Annotated in this window: 11 protein-coding genes; 9 read left to right on the top strand and 2 right to left on the bottom strand. The window is 58.3% G+C overall.

The window, feature by feature from the left end; all coding sequences use genetic code 11:
• Positions 1 to 120 precede the first annotated feature (120 nt).
• The 4 genes from PQG80_RS13980 to rlmD all read left to right on the top strand — a co-directional run bounded on the left by PQG80_RS13980 (position 121) and on the right by rlmD (position 5,451).
• Positions 121 to 1,467, top strand: coding sequence for a hypothetical protein (locus PQG80_RS13980; RefSeq protein WP_271751985.1), 1,347 nt, complete (start codon positions 121 to 123; stop codon positions 1,465 to 1,467).
• Between the two features lie 169 nt (positions 1,468 to 1,636).
• Positions 1,637 to 2,503, top strand: a complete 867-nt coding sequence (locus PQG80_RS13975; RefSeq protein WP_271751984.1) for a sirohydrochlorin chelatase — start codon at positions 1,637 to 1,639, stop codon at positions 2,501 to 2,503.
• Between the two features lie 219 nt (positions 2,504 to 2,722).
• Complete coding sequence (locus PQG80_RS13970) at positions 2,723 to 3,640, top strand: diacylglycerol kinase (protein ID WP_271751983.1); 918 nt, start codon at positions 2,723 to 2,725, stop codon at positions 3,638 to 3,640.
• Positions 3,641 to 3,705: 65 nt separating this feature from the next.
• A complete protein-coding gene (gene rlmD, locus PQG80_RS13965; protein WP_271751982.1) occupies positions 3,706 to 5,451 on the top strand; it encodes a 23S rRNA (uracil(1939)-C(5))-methyltransferase RlmD in 1,746 nt (581 codons plus the stop codon).
• Positions 5,452 to 5,503: 52 nt separating this feature from the next.
• On the opposite strand, the gene PQG80_RS13960 is transcribed toward rlmD, so the two are convergent.
• Together PQG80_RS13960 and PQG80_RS13955 are read right to left on the bottom strand one after the other, a co-directional pair.
• Positions 5,504 to 6,211, bottom strand: coding sequence for a response regulator transcription factor (locus PQG80_RS13960; protein WP_271751981.1), 708 nt, complete (start codon positions 6,209 to 6,211; stop codon positions 5,504 to 5,506).
• Between the two features lie 4 nt (positions 6,212 to 6,215).
• On the bottom strand, positions 6,216 to 8,363 hold the full coding sequence (locus PQG80_RS13955) for an ATP-binding protein (RefSeq protein ID WP_271751980.1): 2,148 nt from the start codon (positions 8,361 to 8,363) through the stop codon (positions 6,216 to 6,218).
• Between the two features lie 224 nt (positions 8,364 to 8,587).
• On the opposite strand from PQG80_RS13955, the gene PQG80_RS13950 reads away from it, so the two are divergent.
• The 5 genes from PQG80_RS13950 (at position 8,588) to mazF (ending at position 18,286) form a co-directional block, all read left to right on the top strand.
• A complete protein-coding gene (locus tag PQG80_RS13950; RefSeq protein WP_271751979.1) occupies positions 8,588 to 15,913 on the top strand; it encodes an InlB B-repeat-containing protein in 7,326 nt (2,441 codons plus the stop codon).
• Between the two features lie 153 nt (positions 15,914 to 16,066).
• Positions 16,067 to 16,756, top strand: coding sequence for a response regulator transcription factor (locus PQG80_RS13945; RefSeq protein WP_271751978.1), 690 nt, complete (start codon positions 16,067 to 16,069; stop codon positions 16,754 to 16,756).
• 5 nt (positions 16,757 to 16,761) lie between these two features.
• On the top strand, positions 16,762 to 17,163 hold the full coding sequence (locus PQG80_RS13940; protein WP_271751977.1) for a hypothetical protein: 402 nt from the start codon (positions 16,762 to 16,764) through the stop codon (positions 17,161 to 17,163).
• Between the two features lie 557 nt (positions 17,164 to 17,720).
• The gene (locus PQG80_RS13935) at positions 17,721 to 17,951 is read left to right on the top strand and encodes an AbrB/MazE/SpoVT family DNA-binding domain-containing protein (protein WP_271751976.1); all 231 of its coding nucleotides are present in this window, start codon (positions 17,721 to 17,723) and stop codon (positions 17,949 to 17,951) included.
• Positions 17,945 to 18,286 carry an endoribonuclease MazF gene (mazF, locus tag PQG80_RS13930; protein WP_271751975.1) on the top strand — a complete coding sequence of 114 codons (342 nt, stop codon included), beginning with the start codon at positions 17,945 to 17,947 and terminating at the stop codon, positions 18,284 to 18,286. Before PQG80_RS13935 ends, mazF begins: the two co-directional genes overlap by 7 nt.
• Positions 18,287 to 18,322: the final 36 nt, after the last annotated feature.

Below are 18,322 nucleotides of genomic sequence, written 5' to 3'. Positions count from 1 at the left end.
ATTTCTCGCTTATCGATGGTAGGCAGACGCTTCCTATTGGCCATCAGCTCGCCGATTAACGCCGGAAATATCGGTTTAATACATGTAGAGTCTGTAAATCTTGCAACTAGGGGGACGCACATGTATCGGGAATTGCGCGCTATCGGCATCGCTCTCTTGGGGTTCATGGTCACCGGGTCGGTCGGACTGTCGGCAGGCTCCGCGCACGCGGCGTCAACGGGAAAGGGGACGGCGAAGGCGACCGCGACGGTGTCGGCTTCGTTCCAGGACCGGGACGCGCAGGCGGGGGAGATCGGCGGCATTATATATATTAGCGAAAGCGGGGCTTCGGCGGCGAAGATCTACGAGGCGTATCTGCTCGACGATAAAGGCAAGCGGTACGGGAAGGCGATCGGCAAATACGCGGCGGAGCGGCATTCGTTCGTTATCCCCGAGGATACGAAGGTAACCGCCAGAGCCGCGGCGCTAGGCGTCTTCAACGCGTCGGACAGCGGCAAGTCCGCGGCCGTGCCGGTGGCGAAGGCGTCGCTGCGGGATTACCCCGCGTACCTGGTCGGGGGACTGACGTACAGCGACGCCGATCCGGCAGCGGGCGCTTCGGGGTCGATCGGCTGGACCGATCCGGCGGACGGCACGGACTACGACGGCTACCAGATCGAGTACCCGGGCGGCAAAGAGAAGGTGGCGAAGTCGTCGACCGGGCGCTACAAGCTTGCATTGCGGGATCTCGACATCCTCGGCGAAGTATCGGTCGTGCCGTACCGCGAGGGCGGCATCTTCGAGTACAGCGCCAGCGCGCGGGTGCAATCCTACGACGATATCCGGAATGAAGAGGCGAGCTGGGTCGTGCCGGGAGATGTAAATTCTACCAGCGCGCCCGTGTCTGATATTCACTTCAAGCCGGTCCTCTCCGGCGGCAAGACGCGCGTATCCGGCGAGCTCAGCTGGTACGACGCGGACAGCTCTACGACGGTGAACTACGTGGTCTACGGCGCGGATGCGGACGGCGTGCCGATCCAGCCGATCGCCGACGTGACGAACGACTATCCGTTCGACGGCAAGGCTTATCGCCTCGCGCTGCCGGAGTTCCCGCTGAAGGACGTGAGCAGCATCGCCATCTACGCGGTGCGGGACGGGGGCACGTCGGCGGCGGTCTATATTCCGGTCGGCGGCGACCCCGACCCGCTGTTCGCCGATACCGATGCGGCGAAGGGGAAGATCGGCGGCACGGTGTACGTCAAGCCGCGGTTCCCGGATTACGGGGCGGCGCTCTTCTTCGTGGACGAGTGGCAGCAGCCGATCGGCGCGGCGATCGACGTGGTGGAGGGCGAGAGCCGATACTTCGAGATTCCGGCGGACACGGCGGTGCCCGCAGGCGCATGGAGGCTCGCGATCTACGACAACGGCGGACTCGCAGGAAGCGAGTTCGAGAAGCTGCCTCAGTATATTGCGTTCAAGGACGAGTAAGCGGCGTTTGCTCCCTCCGAGGTCGATGCCTGTCATGCGAGTCCGCAAGATGCGAGTGTTCTGAGAGAGTCGGCGCCTCGTGAGCGTATCCCGTCTCTTCGTTGACACCGGCGCCGGCGTTGGATAGCATGAAGGGAATAGCGTTCAGGCCGGGAGGAACGGAAGCGGGATGCAGGATCTGGTGGGCGAAAAGGGAAAAGCGCCGTCGGGGGCGCGGGAACGAGAAGAAGGCGCGGCGGAAGCGGTCGTGCGGCCCGGGGTGCTGGTCATCAGCCATGGCTCCCGCGAGCCGGGCTGGGTGGCGCAGGTGGAGCAGGCCGTCGCCGAGGCGAGGGCCAAGCTGCCCGCCGAGCTGCCGATTGCGGCCGCCTATCTGGAGCTGGTCGAAGGCCGGCTGATCCAGGACGGCGTACGCGAGCTGGAATCGCAGGGCGTTACGGACATCTATGCGCTGCCGCTGTTCGTCTCGTCGGGCAGCACGCATGTCCACGAGATCGGCTGGGCGCTCGGCGCCTACGCGGAGCCGCGGCGCGAGACGGATCTGGAGCCCGTCGAGGTCGCGGCGCGCCTCACTTACGGTCAGCCCATCGGCAGCGATTCGGAGATCGCGCGCGTACTGGCGGATAAGCTCGGCGCCCGGTCGCGCGAGCCGGCGGCGGAGTGCGTGCTGCTCATCGGCCACGGCAGCGACGAGCCATGGTTCTATGAAGCGTGGCGCCGGGAGCTCGAGGGGCTGGCGGCGGAGCTCGCGCGCATCGGCGGCTATGCGGGCGCGGATGCGGCGCTGCTGCGGCCGGACGAGCCTGCGGCGCGGATCGCGGGCTTGCGCGAGCGCCATCCGGAGGCGCGGCTGCTGGCCGTACCCGTTTTCCTGGGCGAAGGGTACTTCACCTCGTCGGCCGTGCCGAATCGGCTCGCGGGGCAGGACATCGACTACGCCGAGGGTGCGCTGCTGCCGCACCCGCTGGTCAGCGATTGGATCGCGCGTCGGGTACGGACCTGGCTGGGAGGATATGAGACCGCGACCTCTTCATAATCCGTCGACAATTGTAAATTCATGCAACGCCGCTTGTGGCGCAAGCGGCGTTTTTTTGCGGCACCATGTCAGACTCTTGTCAGATGAAAAAACCGTCGCCGGAAGCCGCCGGGCCGCGTTGACATTGGCTTGACGATTCGCTAGCATGAATAAGTAAAGATGGAAACGGAACGGAAAAGCACTTATACCTATATAGAGCTATAGAAGAGGGGATTCCAGTTGGATATTGTGAGAGCTCGGTTGATCTATAACCCGACCTCGGGCCGCGAGGAGATGCGCCGGAGGCTGCCGCAGATCCTGCAGCGGCTCGAGCGGGGCGGGATCGAGACGTCCTGTCATGCGACCGAGTCGGAGGGCGATGCGGTTAAGGCTGCGTCCGAGGCGGTGGAGCGGGGCTTCGACATCGTCATCGCGGCGGGCGGCGACGGCACGCTGAACGAGGTGATCAGCGGCATCGCCCCTCACGAACGGCGTCCTGTCATCGGCATTCTGCCGGTAGGGACGACCAACGATTTTGCCAGAGCGCACGGTATTCCGAAGAAGTGGGACGAGGCCTGCGACCTCATCGTCAGACGCTATGCGAAGCCGGTGGATATCGGCCAAGCGGATGGCAAATACTTCATTAATATCGCGGGCGGCGGCTCGCTGACCGAACTCTCCTACGAGGTGCCGAGCAAGCTCAAGACAATGATCGGGAATCTGGCCTATTACATAAGAGGCTTCGAGAAGATCGCGCGGCTGCGCTCCTTCCATATGAAGATCGCGATGGACGGCGTCGGCGAGTTCGAGGACGAATACATGCTCATGCTGATCGCCAACAGCAACTCCGTCGGCGGCTTCGAGAAGCTCGCGCCGAGCGCCTCGGCGAGCGACGGCATGTTCGACGTGCTGCTCATGCGCAAATGCAACCTCGGGGAGTTCATCCGCATCGCGACGCTGGCCATGCGGGGCGAGCATCTGCAGGATTCGCACATTACGATGTTCCAGACGAACCGGGTCACGGTCGAGTCCGACACGGAGAGCCTGCACCTGAACCTCGACGGCGAGTACGGCGGGCAGATGGCGCGGACGTTTACGATGCTGCCCGGGCATGTGCAGATCATTATGGATGAGCTTGGCGAGACGAAGTATCACTGACGGATCGTTACTATTTAAATAGGAACGTTAGATAGAAGCGGAACTTATGAACGGGGCTGGGCAGCATGAGTGACAAGGATAAGCGCGGATCGAGCGGCGAGCGGAGCGGCGTGCGAGACAAGGTTAGGCGCGGCGGCTCGCGGAGCGGAGCGGCGGATCGGGGCGGCAAGCCTGGCGGCCGCGGAGCCGCGGCTGGTGCGGGCGGCGGGCGGCCGCAAGGACAACCGCAGCAGGCTCGCGGTGCGCGGGATCGCCGTCAGGGCGAGGCGCCGCGCCAGATCGCGGGCGTGCCGGTCGCGGTCGGCGATTCCGTCGTCATCGACATCGTCGGGATGACGCATGAGGGACAGGGTGTAGGCCGGGTCGAGGGCTACGCCCTATTTGTGTCCGGCGCGGTGCCGGGCGACCGGGTGCAGGCCGAGGTGCAGAGCATCGGCAAGTCGTTCGGACGCGCGCGCATGGCCGCGCTCGTCGCGGCGAGCCCGGACCGCATCGCGGCGCCGTGCGCGATCTATGAGGCATGCGGCGGCTGCCAGCTGCAGCATTGGGGCTACGCGGCGCAGCTCCGCTGGAAGCGGGAGCACGTCGCGGGCGTGCTGGCGCGCATCGGCAAGCTGCCGGTCGCGCCGCTGGAGGAGGCCGCCGCCGGCGAGGCGGGCGGCCAATCAGGCGGAGCCGCCGCGGGGGCCGGCGGCTCCAGGTCCGTGGACGCCGGGCGAAGCGGCGTCCGCGAGAGCGCGCCTGCAGCGGGTCGCGCGCCGGTCGTCGTCCATCCCGTCATCGGGATGGACGAGCCTTGGCGCTACCGCAACAAGGCGCAGGTCCCCATGGCGGCCGGCATCGGCGGCCACGGACTCATCGGCGGCTTCTTCGAGCAGGGCAGCCACCAGGTCGTGGACATGGAGGCCTGCCTCATTCAGCAGGAGCAGAACGAAGAGACCGTGCGCGCCGTCAAGCGCATCGCCCGGTCTCTCGGCTACGCCGCCTACGACCGCGCCACCGGACGCGGTCTGCTTCGCCATGTCGTCGTACGCCACGCCGAAGCGACCGGCCAGCGGATGGTCGTGCTCATCACCAACGGCCGCGACCTGCCGCACGCGGACGAACTCACGGGACTCATCCGCGAGGACATCCCGGGCGTCGCGAGCATCTGCCAAAACATCAACACCGGTACGACCTCTCAGATATTCGGCGAAGAGACCCGCGTCCTCTGGGGCAACGACGTCATCTATGACGAGATCGGCGGCATCAGCTTCGCCATCTCCGCGCGCTCCTTTTTCCAGGTCAACCCGACCCAGACCGAACGCCTCTACCGGACCGCCGTCGACTACGCCGGCCTCACCGGCGAAGAGACCGTTATCGACGCCTACTGCGGCATCGGTACGATAACCCTGTTTCTCGCCCGCCATGCCCGCCGCGTCTACGGCGTCGAGATCATCCCCGAAGCCATCGAGGACGCCCGCCGCAACGCGCTGCTCAACCACATCGCCAACGCCGAATTCGCCGTCGGCCCGGCCGAAGTCGTCATGCCGCAGTGGCAAGCCGAAGGCGTCGCCCCGGACGTGATCGTCGTCGATCCCCCGCGCAAAGGGTGCGATCCGGCGCTGCTCGCTACGATGCTGGAGCTTCGACCGACGCGCATCGTGTATGTCTCCTGCGACCCGGCCACGCTTGCGCGCGATCTGCGCGTGCTTGAAGATGGCGGCTATCGGACGGTAGAAGTGCAGCCGGTCGATATGTTTCCGCATACGACGCATGTGGAGTGCGTAGCTTTGCTGGTACAGGATAGGACAGAAGCCGGAATGCGTTGAGCCCTCAGACTGTCTTCCAGGATTTCGCTTTATTTAGGCTACAAGCTTAACACTATGGTCGCGCGTGCAGCGCACTGCCTGCAACCAGCATATATCCGCTCCCCCGAATCGTAATGATTCTCTCGGGATTGGCGGTGTCGGCCTCGATTTTTTTGCGTAAATTGCTGATGTGTACGGCGACCGTTCTCGTATCCTCCAAGCTCTCCATTCCCCAGATGAGCTGGAACAACGTATCGGCACTTACGACACGATTCACATTTTGTGCCATGTAGGACAGTAGATTGAACTCTTTTTTCGATAAAAAGGTGGGTCCGCTGCCCATGTTGACGGTCTGGGCGTAGAAATCCAGCGTCAAACCCGGCAGCTCCAGCAGTTGTTCTCTTCTGCCCTTCGACACTCTGCGAAGGTGAGCTTTGATCTTGGCCATGAGTACGCCCGGACTGAACGGCTTGGTCACATAATCGTCGCCGCCATCGGATAAGGCGCTGATTTTCACTTCGTCTTCTTCACGGCTGCTCAGAAAAACGATCGGCGCATTCGTGCGGCTGCGTGCGTTCCTGCACCAGTCAATGCCGTTTTCATTAGCCAAGAGGACATCCAGTACAATCAAATCCGGCTCGAAGGACACAAGCAGCTTCATGGCGTCTGTCCCGCTATGACTGTAGGCGGACAGGAAACCCTCCCGCTCGCAATACACCTGGACAATCTCGCAAATATGGGGATCATCATCGACGATCATGATTTTATGCGTGTCCGCCACATCGTCACCTTCCTTCATTTACAGTGCAAGGAAGCGATACATAGAAGATCGACCCCGTCTTGCCGTCGCTCTCCCCTCGTACCGTCCCGCCATGCGCCTGTACGATTTCCCTGCAAATGGCCAGCCCGAGCCCGCTGCCCTCGATGTCCTTCTCCGCGCCCGGTCGATCATACTTATAATTGCGGTCGAAGATTTGCTCGAGCTGATCCGCGGGAATACCCGTACCGGAATCTTGTACGCTAATGATCGCATAGCGGGTACCCTGGACCTCGTCTACAGTCAGCGCAAGACGCACCAGCCCGCCTCTGGCGGTGAATTTCATCGCGTTCGACACCAGATTAAACAAAGCCTGATCTAATCTTTGCGCATCCATCTCGACAACGGGCAAATGAGTCCGGTATTCTTCCGTATTTCCGGTATCCAGCCTAAAATCCAACCCTGCGTCGCGTACGACCAGCTCATACTGTTCAAAAAAACCGCGCAAGAAGCAAAGTACAGGAACCTGCTCCATTCGGTACGAGACTTGTCCCGTCTCCAAATGCGACAGGAAGGACAGCTCCTCGATCATGCGGTTAATCCTGATCGTGTTATCCTGGATATACTTCAGGTACTGTTCGTTACGTTCCGGCTTGACCTTGTCCTGTACGGCCTCTACATAACCAAGCATGCTGGACAGCGGCATGCGCAGGTCATGCGTAATATAGGCAAGGAGCTTCTTCCGCCCTTGCTCGGAATGAAGCAGCCGGTCATACGAGGTGCGGAGATCATCGTGGGCTTCGGACAAGGCCTGCGTGCGTTCGTGCACGGTCCGTTCCAAATTCGCGTTCATCTCGGTCAGCTTGTTGTTCGCGTCCTGCAGCTCGCGTGCGATCCGCTCCTCGTTCGATGCCGCCCTCGTAAATCTAGAAGAAAGCAGCATCATCTGGGCGATCGTAAATATCAACAGACCAAGCGGAGATGTATTTCCGACCGGGGACGAACCGTTGAAATATAAAAAGTCGTCGATCACCGTAACTAGCGTAATTACCGACACCACAAGGAAGGATAGCGCTCCCTCCTTGCGCCGCACCGCCGCTTGAACCAGGCCGGCCATCAGGTACACCATGTGGAGAACAACGATCGCGCCGATCACCAGTAACATTTTGGAATAGATGAGCGCAGGGGTCGCCGCAACGACCAGACAGAGCGCGCCGGTCGCGATCCGGCTGCCAAGACGAAACCATCGCGACACATAATTCGGGAAGATGCAATCAAAATACATGGTGATGATATAGCCGCTGACGCAAAGAATCAGATATTCGATCTTGAACTGCAGTTCCCACGGGAAATAAGGAAACCATTGCGTAAGCATGAGCTCGCCGACCAGCAAGGACCGGATACCGAACAACAGGCTGAACAGACCAAAATACAACGTCGCCTTGTCCTTGCGTCGCTGCACGAACAACAGCAGATTATACAAGCCGATCACCAGCAGGCTTGCCGTTATGAACATCCCTGAGGCAACGCTCAGATTTTTCCTGACCGTTAACGCATCGCTGCCGCCGAGCTCTATATATTTGGTGATGCCGCCCCGCTTATGATGGAAGTTCGCTACCTGCATAACCAGTTCTACTGTGTTGTCTGCAGGCTGGAAGAACACCAGCTTCGTAGACAGACGCGGCGTCACGCCGCTCTTGTCCCGACCCATCACGCCGACTTCGGCCAGCCGTTCTCCATTTACCCATAACCGATACGCATGGAAAATGGTAGGCAGCCGCAGCGCAAGTCGCGCATTCCGATCCTGCTCGCTCAGGCGGATGACCAGCCGAAAGGTGGCAAAGCCTTCTCCTTTGAGCGATTGACCGTCCAACGGGTAGCCTAGCCAAGATCCGGGGATGTCGATATATCGATTCACCTGTTCCCCTCGTTCCGTACGGCTCCGTATATCCGCCGGCGACAGCAGCTCTTGCCAGTAAAACGCCCATTCTCCGTTTAACTTGATCGGATGCTCGCTGACATGAGCTTGCGTTAAATCCAGAACGCCCTTTTCACCTTGAAACTTAGAGGAGTCCGGTGCAGACACGAGCGCATAGCTTGCGACCAAACCGACAACCACGACAATCGCTATATAAAGCAGGATAGAACGAGAACCGAGTCGGAGAATGCGCCTCAATATGAATTCGACCCCAATCTACGAAATGCGCTAAAAACGAGTAGTTTCCTTTATGATAGCATCACGAAAAGAAATGTGTGAATAGCGGTGGTAAATTCTTCGCGAATCGCTCGAACTTAAAGTTTTCTTTGTAATTCATAAGTGATCCCAGACCCCCTGCTAGAATGGGAGGAGAAAAATCGACATTTTTTCCTGTATCCAGCTGCTAGAAGGGATGAATAAGTGTGAATAAGGCGACAAAATGGGGATGGAAGTCGAAATCGCGGATTTTGACGTGGATGCTGATCATCAGCATGATCGTGACTGTACTGCCTGTGCAGCAGGGAACAGCGGCCGCGCTGCCGGTGCAGGAGGCGGCAGCGTCGGAATTGCCTGTGCAGCAGGCGGCAGCGTCCGGGGCAGGCGGATTCCTGGATGTGCGTCCAACGGACTGGTTCTACGATGCGGCCGACTATGTCCGGAAGAATGGCATATTCAGCGGAACGGGCAGCGGCGTCTTCTCGCCCAAAGGGACGATGACGCGCGCCATGTACGTGACGGCGCTTGGACGAATGGCAGGCGCGAATGCAAGCGAGTATTCGGCCTCGACCTTTGCCGACGTGCAGGCGGGGATTTGGTATGCGCCATATGTAGCGTGGGCGGTTAAGCACGGGATTGCATCCGGCACGGGCAAGCAGCATTTTTCTCCGGATGCAAACGTATCCCGGGAACAGATGGCGACGATGACTTTGCGATATTTTGAAAGCTATCGGATTCCCTATCAAACCAGCAATCGCGTAACGACTGTGCCGGGCGATCTCGCCGACGTTTCTCCGTGGGCGGCGGATGCAGTCGTTAAGCTGTGGCAAGCAGGCTTGTTCGTCGGAGATCGAAATGGCAAATTTAATCCGCATGCCCAAGCATCTCGCGCGGAAGCGGCTGTTCTCTTCATGCGCAACAACGCGATTGTGGAGGCATGGGCAAATCCGAACGAAGCGACGCCGACACCGACGCCAACAACCGGTGCGGATAACGGCACGACAAACGGCAGCGGCCAACCGACACCCGAACCTATAGGCAGCGGCCAACCGACACCTGAACCTACCGGCAGCGGCCAACCGACACCCGAACCTACCGGCACCGGCCAACCGACACCCACACCTACCGGCAGCGCCCAGCCGACACCTACCGGCAGCGCCCAGCCGACACCTACCGGCAGCGCCCAGCCGACACCTACCGGCAGTGCCCAGCCGACACCTACCGGCAGCGCCCAGCCGACACCTACCGGCAGCGCCCAGCCGACACCTACCGGCAGCGCCCAGCCGACACCTAGCGGCAGCGCCCAGCCGACACCTACCGGCAGTGCCCAGCCGACTCCCACACCTACCGTCACCGATGCCCCTACGTATACGCTCTCGTTCGAGAGCAACGGAGGCACGGCGATCGAGGATCAGACGGTGCGGCAAGGGGAGGCGCCGAGCCGGCTGCCTGCTCCGGTGAAGGAGGGGTATATTTTCCAGGGCTGGTTCAGGGACAGCGATTTGTCGCTCATATTCGTGGAGGGCAGCACGGTTGCTGCCGATATGAAGCTGTATGCGAAGTACATAGATAACGTGGATAATGCCGTCCAGCGCACGCCAAGCTACGCGGTGCTGGATGTCGCGCCGGGCTTCACGATCGCTGTCAACGAGGCGACCGGCAGCCTGACGGCATCCGAGGTGCAGGCGCGGATGACGATTGAGGATACCGCGAATCCCGATTTCGCGGGGATTGCGGTCACCGGTGCGAACGGCACCTTCACGGTAGCGTCCGCAGCCGCAGACGGTCAGTTCACGGAAGGCCACACCTATCGACTTACGTTGACGGACGACAACCTCGCCTTCCAAGGTCAAGACGCAACGACGAGCATCTATGTTTTTAGCGTTGCCAAGCAAGAAGCCATGAATATCCCGTTGAATCCGGACATGATCTATCTGCCCTTCGCGGAAGTCTCGGATATGATGCTGGACGGCGCGGAAGCAGGTTCGCCCGCGATTCCGGTCGTCACGACGACGGTGGGCGACGGCGATGCCGGTCTCCCCGCGGCGAATGGGGGCAGCGGCACGTTCACGTATACTGGCAGCGCGGGGATTCAGGTTGGCGATGCCGTCGCCATCTATGAAGGGGTTCGCCCCGATCTGCGCACGGTAGACACAACCGGCGCCGACGACGGCGACGTCGCCTATGTACGGATCACTGCGATTAACGGCACCACCTACACCTACGATCACGCGGATGCCAAGCAAGTGTTGTTCAAGCCGGACGTGCTGCCTGTGAGCGTAGAGGCGGATAGGGATGGAGACCGGGACGACCATACGATCACGATCGCACATATCGCGATGAACTACAGCGACAGTCTGTATGCGCCGCTAGGCTTGAGTGAGCTCACCACCGTCGATGCGGGCGATTTCATCGCTTTCTACGAGGGTCAATTCACTGAAGAAGGTTCTACGGTAACCGGTTATGGGCGCATTACGTCGATTACGCCTACGGCGGAGATGGATGTCATTACGTATACCGATGCTGCTGTGGAAGACATCGAGCATGTTTTCGACATCTATCGGCAGCAAGCGATTGACGGCGGCCTGCTGTTGTCGGATGAGCAGATTGCGAAGCTTGAGGATCAGATTGAGCAGCAAGCGACAGCCAGCGGATTCATCGATCAAGCCGCGGACTATCTATCTGCGCTGGCCATGAAGACGAATGCATTCAAGACACGGATGGAGGTCAATGTACTTTCGGCCTCAAAAGGCGCGGGAAAAGTCAGCGTGGAGAATCTGACCGTCACAGCTTCGCTTGGTACGACATTGAAGCATATAAACGGACAAACCTCCGGCGTAAGCGCTACGCTTCAGGTCGCAGCCGATATTGTCATTCAAATCAATGAAGAAAGCGACCTCGTCATCCATATGACCGGCACATTCCTTGAAGAGATGAGCTTGAATCTCGGCGTCAACGGGGAGACGGAGTGGGGAGAGGCATGTCTTTTGTTTATCTGCATCCCCTACCCGAGCGATTATGTGGTCACCGCTAATCTGGACGCCTATACGTATACCGGTATCAACGTTACGGCGAAGATCGCCACCGTCGAACACGACAAGCTGGAGGATGCGCTGGAGGACTGGGATAAAGCCAGTACCGGCGGCAAGCTTGGCAAGGTGCGCGACATCACGACGGAAATTAAAGCGTTAATCGACGGGGTGCAGGATATCGGCGTAGACGACGCTTCGCTGCAGGCACAGTATCAAGAGATGATGGAGAACGAGACGGATTGGGTTACGTTAATCAAGAAAGAGCTCGTAAACTACAGCATGCGCGTGGCGTATGGGATCGTTGAAATCAACTTTACGGCAGAGTTTGTCGTCAACGCCAATGTGAATCTGACGATCGGGGCCGATTTCAACTATACGACCGCCAAGCGCTACTCGGCTACCCTGCACGTGCTTGGCTTCACAGGCTCGAGCAGCACCGTGAGCTTGCCGGGGGACGGCAATTACCAGTTCACCTTCTATGTCATGGGGACGCTCGGATTGCGGGCGGGCATACAGCTGGAGCTTAAAGCGGGGATCGGCAGCGTCAAGCTGAACAGCATCGGGCTGTCCGTACAGCCCGGCGCTTACGTGAATCTGTGGGGGTACTTCTACTATCAGTTCAAGCAGCTGAACGGGGTGAAGTCCACCAGGTCTCTGGGCGCTCTGTATGTAGAGATCGGCATCTATCTGGAGAGCGCAGTAGGCGCCCAATTGGGCGATGGCTTGCTCTCGGCCAGCGTGCCGGTGTACGACAACATGTGGCCGCTGTACACGGTAGGGGAGCAGCAGCATATCGTAGACTTTGCCTATACGCAGGATAAGGCGCCCGTAGTGAACTTGGCGGGTTCCGCATCATCCATCGCTGTGCCGGAGACGCTGTTCACGATGCGCACGTTTGATCTGAAGACGGGCGAGACGAATACCCGGGCGTATGACCGCTCGAGATTCGACATCCAGGTGGACCATGCGAATTTCAGATATAAACCGGCGACCGGGAAGATCGAAGTGGTGAACAGGGACATTCAGGTGAGCGAGGGCAACCTGGTCATCACCTGGAAGGGGGCGCCGCTGGCGTACTCGTCAGCTTCGCTCACGCGCAAGATTCCGTTGAAATGGTTGGCCAGAGTGGGCGACTATATTCTCCAGCTGGATCCGCAGAACGGCGGTGTGACCCAGGTTGTCGCAGCCCCGTATAACGCGGCGATCAGCGTGGACACTCCGGTATATCCGGGATACACCTTTGACGGCTGGTACTGGTCGATCTCCGGCGGCACGAAGACGACGATTCCGAGCCATATGCCTGCCGAGGATCGGAATCTGATCGCGCACTGGATCCCGAACACGGATACGCCGTATACCGTTCAGCATTATTTGATAGACCCGAACACCAAGACATCGACGTCGCCTGCGGTTACGGAAACGTTGACCGGCACAACCGGCGCGGAGATTCGGATCGCCTCCGACAGGTTCAAGAACCAAGGTTATGCGACAGGTACGGCAAGCGGCGTGTCGATCAAGGGAGACGGCTCGACGGTCGTCAAGGTTAATTACTACCCGGTGAATCGAACGATGACCTTCGATTGGGCTTATCCGGGGGCGCCCGGAAGTTCGGTAACGGAAGCCGTCGGCAAGAACATCGCCGCGCGCATACCGGTGCCGACAAGGCCGGGATATACGTTCGCCGGCTGGTCGCCGGAGGTTCCAAGCGCGATGCCGGCTTCGGACACCGCCTATACCGCGAAGTGGACGGCGAGAGAGGACACGCCTTATCAGGTCGTCTACTTGCTGCAAAATATCGGAAGCGACACCTATACGGTTGCGGATACGGAATCGTATCGCGGCACAACCGATACCGCGGCGAGCCTGACGAATCCGACCAGGTCCTATGAAGGCTTTACGTTCGACGACAGCGTGCCGGGGACGGTGCTGTCGGCTCCGATCGCAGGCAGAGGCACAACGGTGCTAAAGCTGTACTACAAAAGAAATAGCTACGCCATGACGATCAATTACAATGGCTCCGGCGATGCGACCCAGGTCGTTAACGTACCGCTTGGAGCAACGATTGGGTTATACCTTGGCTCTCCAACCTGGCAGGGGCATGCATTCACGGGATGGTCGCCCGCTTCTACGGCTACGATGCCCGCGCGCGATGTCGCGTTCACCGCTCAGTGGACGCTGAACAACAACACGGTGAGCTTCAACAGCAACGGCGGTTCGGCCGTGGCTGACCAGACGGTAGGTTACGGGTTCCAGGCAAGCGAACCGGATGAACCGACGAAGAACGATCTGGTGTTCGCCGGCTGGTACAGCGACAGCGCGCTGACGAGCGTCTATGACTTCGCGGCACAGGTGACGGCAGATCTCACGTTGTATGCGAAGTGGCTGCGCAGTTATACAGTGAGCTTCGACAGTAACGAAGGGTCGGCGGTGGCTGATCAGACGGTGATCGAAGGAAACAAGACTGCGGCGCCTGGCGCACCGACGAAGGAAGGCTTTGTGTTCGGCGGCTGGTACAGCGACAGCGGCTTGACGAGCGCCTATGACTTCGAGACGACGGTCGTGACGGGCAGCTTCACCTTATATGCAAAATGGACGATCGCTCCCAAAAATAGCTACACGGTGAGCTTCATCAGCAACGGCGGCTCGGCGGTGGCCGATCTGACGGTAGAGGAAGGCGCGGTGGCTGCGGCACCCGGCGCACCGACGAAGAACGGCTACACGTTCGAAGGCTGGTACAGCGACAGCGGCTTGACGAGCCGCTTCAGCTTCTCGACGACACCGATCGCGACGAGCCTCACGCTGTATGCGAAGTGGACGCTTAACGCCTACACGGTGAGCTTCAACAGCAACGGCGGATCGTCGGTGACGAACCAGACGGTGGGCTATGACGGCAATGCGACGGCGCCATCCGCACCGACAAGGAGCGGTTACACGTTCGGCGGCTGGTATAGCGACGCCGGTCTGAGTACAGCCTACAGCTTCACGACACCGGTGAGGTCCAACCTCACGCTGTACGCGAAGTGGACGGCGATGTACAAGGTCAGCTTCAACAGCAACGGCGGATCGCCGGTGGCTGATCAGACGGTGGCAAGCGGCGGCCAGGCTGCCGCGCCTGCCGCACCGACGAAGGACGGTTATACGTTCGTCGGCTGGTACAGCGATTCCGCACTGAGCGAAGCTTATCTCTTCACGGAGAGACAGGTAATCGCGAACCTCACGTTGTACGCGAAGTGGTCATTTAACAGCTACACGGTGAGCTTCGACAGCAACAACGGGCCGGCCGTCGCGAGCCAGACGGTGATTCCCGGCGGCAAAGCTGCGGCACCTGCCGCACTGAATTGGGTGGGCTACAGGTTCGGCGGTTGGTACAGCGATCCCGCGTTGACGAACGTCTATGACTTCTCGGCAGCGGTGAACGCAGATATGACCCTGTACGCGAAGTGGACGATGACATCGTGGCTAAATCTTGGTGACGCGATGGAAGCGGGCGTGAATCATCAGTCCAATGTCGTAATCGACAGCCGGGGCACTCCTTATGTTGCTGTCTTGACCTGGAGTAAAGAGGTATTCGTGAAGAAATACGTAGAAGCGGCAGGCGAGTGGCAGATCGTCGGCGGTCCGACCGGCCTCGATAAGTCGTGGAGCGAGGTTGGCGTAACGCTCGCCATCGACAGCCAGGATACGCTTTACGTTGCTTATATCGGTTCAGCCATGAAAACCATCGTGAAGAGATATCGGGGAGGGACTTGGGAATCCGTAGGCAGTATAGCGGAATTCGGGGACAATATCTCCATTGCGTTCGACGAGGATGACACGCCTTATATGTCTTATATCGATGTCTCTCAGAGCACGAAGTACATCCATGTGGTGAGGCTTAAAGACGGCAATTGGCAGAAGATACAGAATGGTATCGTGGCGGGAGGCGCGAATAATTCAGTCATCGCGCTAGACCCGAGCAACACGCCTTACTTGTTCTATACGTATTTTAACGTCGGGAACCCGGTTAAAGCTGCCGTGGCGAAATACGAGGGCCAGAGTCTTACCCGGAATTTTCTCGGCGAGCCCCCGATACCAAGCGGTTATTGGAGCGCATCCTTCGCGCTTGATCCGGGCGGCGTACCTTATATGGCCTATACGAGCAATTCCAAGCTGGCTGTGGCGAGATATACGGGCTCCGCGTGGGCGGCTGTAGGCACTGCCGACTTCCCGATCCAAAACAATGGCGGGGTCTTATACGCTAGTATCGCCTTCGACAGCCAAGGTACGCCTTATGTTGCTTATCGGGATGCTGCAAACGGCAACAGGGTGACTGTGATGAAATTCGAGAACATGAGTTGGAGCGTCGTCGAGTATGCCGGCATCTCCGCTGATCATGCGGAGTGGGTAAACCTCGCCATAGACAGCACAGACAACATCTATGTGAGCTATTATGTTGCAACAGGAAACGGCGCATTAGGAGGTAAAGTGACCGTGATGAAGTATGATTCGGACTTGCATTAAACTTAAACCGATAAAACGAGCAGAACAGCCTACTCCCGTCGGAGTACGCTGTCGTTAAAGCTGTTATGCCATTGACTTTGCCGACATTCAAGCGCACTGGGCTGGCGAAGGATACGGAAAGAAGGTGACGGTGTGGCGGACGCTCACAAAATCATGATCGTCGATGACGATCCTCATATATGCGAGATCGTCCAGGTGTATTGCGAGCGGGAGGGTTTCCAATTCTCCTACAGTCATAGCGGGACAGAAGCCATGAAGCTGCTGGCGTCCTTCGAGCCGGATTTGATTGTACTGGATGTCCTCTTGGCTAATGAAAACGGCATTGATTGGTGCAGGAACGCACGCAACCGCACGAATGCACCGATCGTGTTTCTGAGCAGCCGTGAGGAAGACGAGGTGAAAATCAGCGCCTTATCTTATGGCGGCGACGATTATGTCACCAAGCCGTTCAGTCCGGGCGTACTCATGGCCAAGATCAAGGCGCACCTTCGCAGAGTGTCGACGGGCAGACGGGAACAGCTGCTGGAGCTGCCGGGTTTAACGCTGGATTACTATGCACAGTCCGTCAACAGGGGAAGCGAAACGATCTTTTTATCGAGAAAAGAGTTCAGTCTGCTGTCCTATATGGCCCAGAACGCGAATCGTGCCGTCAGTGTCGATGCGTTGTTTCAGCTCATCTGGGGCATGGAGAGTTTGGAGGATACGAGAACGGTCGCCGTACATATCAGCAATTTACGCAAAAAAATAGAGGCGGATCCTGCTAATCCGGAGAGAATCGTTACGATTCGAGGCACGGGATATATGCTCATGGCCAAAGGTACGCGCGACGATATTAAGGGGTGAATGGCGTGAATGTAAAGTCCGTGCAGCCAGTCAGTGAATATTTCAAAACGATGCAGCCATACAAGGACGCACGCGCGGCGATGAATCAGTCGCGTTTGGCAGCGATTCGAAATACACTCATGCTGGGCAAGGAGCTGCGCACCGACGAATTGGACGACTTGCAGCGACACGATCCCAATCTGCATCATCAAGCCATGAGCCTCTCGATGGAACGCCAAGCGTATGAGGACGCCTTGCAGCATAGCCGCAGCAAAGCGGATGCGAATTACTACAACACGTTCAAGCTAATGCAGATTGCCGGGCAACTGAAGCAGGGCGGTTCCGAGGAACAGTTGATGCGCACGAACGCGATTCAGGAAGCCCATCGCGAGTTCGTGCGATCGAGCAAGTATGCCTCACTGGAGTGAGATGGATAGTGATAAAATAGCGGCGCAGGGATGATCTCCCTTGCGCCGCTATTTTTCTAGGGGAAGTTATACGGTCAAAAAACGATCGACAACGTCCTGAATATCTTGTTTCGTAGACATCGGCGTTCCAAAAGGATCGTTCCTCGACCATTAATAGGTTACAAATGATTGGTGACATTCAAGAGTTTGGAAATAAGGAGGTCACTCCATGCTCCACTTACTTCATCAGTATGAGGATGAAAAACGAAAGTTAAACGAGCTTGGGTGCCGGTCGTTAGAGCAAGGAATCCCGTTGTAGAAAAATGAGGCGGTTCAGGCGCAGAGTCGGAAGGTTGACGAGTTAATCATTCAGTTGCATCGCAAGCTTGCAGGATATGAGCAAGCGGAGATTGGCATCAAGTTTTACGACAGCTGTCTTTCGCCTTCTTCCTTCAATCACCTTTCCTTTCGCCTTACTCTGAGCTTTAGGTAATCACTGCCAATCATACACCACCTCGAATTGATTTTTTAAAGATATTATGTATATACTTTGTTTATACATTTTAGGAGGCGGTCATATGTTTCAGGTTCAAAAATGGGGTAATTCCCTCGGTATCCGCATCCCGAAATCCCTTGCCTTGAAGGTGGGCATCGAGGAAGGAACCGAAATCGACTTGGATATTGAAAAAGGTCACCTTGTAATCAAGCCGAAGTCGGGAACGCTCGATGAGCTGCTGTCCCAAATCACGCCGGATAATGTCCACACCGAGATTCCAACCGGTAAGCCACAAGGACGGGAAGCATGGTAAGCAAAGAATACGTACCGGATCGCGGCGACTTGGTATGGTTGCAGTTCAACCCGCAAGCAGGGCATGAGCAGGCAGGTAAACGCCCGGCTTTGGTCGTTTCGCCTGCATCTTATAATGGTAAGGTCGGACTTTCCTTGCTCTGTCCGGTAACTTCCAAGCAAAAGGGCTACCCGTTTGAAGTAGTTATCCCGCAGGATTTGCCAATCGAAGGGGTCATCCTTGCCGATCAGGTAAAAAGTCTCGACTGGCAATCAAAACAGGCAGCGTTCATTTGTAAAGTGCCGCCAGAGATTCTGTCAGAGGTACTTACAAAACTGGACTTACTGATCCGCTAACCGATAATTAGCTTTTAGAGGGGCTGATTCGAAAGG

It is taken from the genome of Cohnella rhizoplanae, assembly GCF_948329515.1.
Taxonomy (GTDB): Bacteria; Bacillota; Bacilli; order Paenibacillales; family Paenibacillaceae; genus Cohnella; species Cohnella rhizoplanae.
The sequence above is the reverse complement of the archived record's forward strand: the minus strand, read 5'-3'. Positions and strand labels throughout refer to the sequence as shown.

What these genes read in the sequence shown, in the direction of transcription:
- PQG80_RS13980 (WP_271751985.1), top strand. Translation starts at nt 121, where the DNA reads ATGTATCGGGAATTGCGCGCTATCGGCATCGCTCTCTTGGGGTTCATG.
- PQG80_RS13975 (WP_271751984.1), top strand. Translation starts at nt 1,637, where the DNA reads ATGCAGGATCTGGTGGGCGAAAAGGGAAAAGCGCCGTCGGGGGCGCGG.
- rlmD (WP_271751982.1), top strand. Translation starts at nt 3,706, where the DNA reads ATGAGTGACAAGGATAAGCGCGGATCGAGCGGCGAGCGGAGCGGCGTG.
- PQG80_RS13945 (WP_271751978.1), top strand. Translation starts at nt 16,067, where the DNA reads ATGATCGTCGATGACGATCCTCATATATGCGAGATCGTCCAGGTGTAT.
- PQG80_RS13935 (WP_271751976.1), top strand. Translation starts at nt 17,721, where the DNA reads ATGTTTCAGGTTCAAAAATGGGGTAATTCCCTCGGTATCCGCATCCCG.
- mazF (WP_271751975.1), top strand. Translation starts at nt 17,945, where the DNA reads ATGGTAAGCAAAGAATACGTACCGGATCGCGGCGACTTGGTATGGTTG.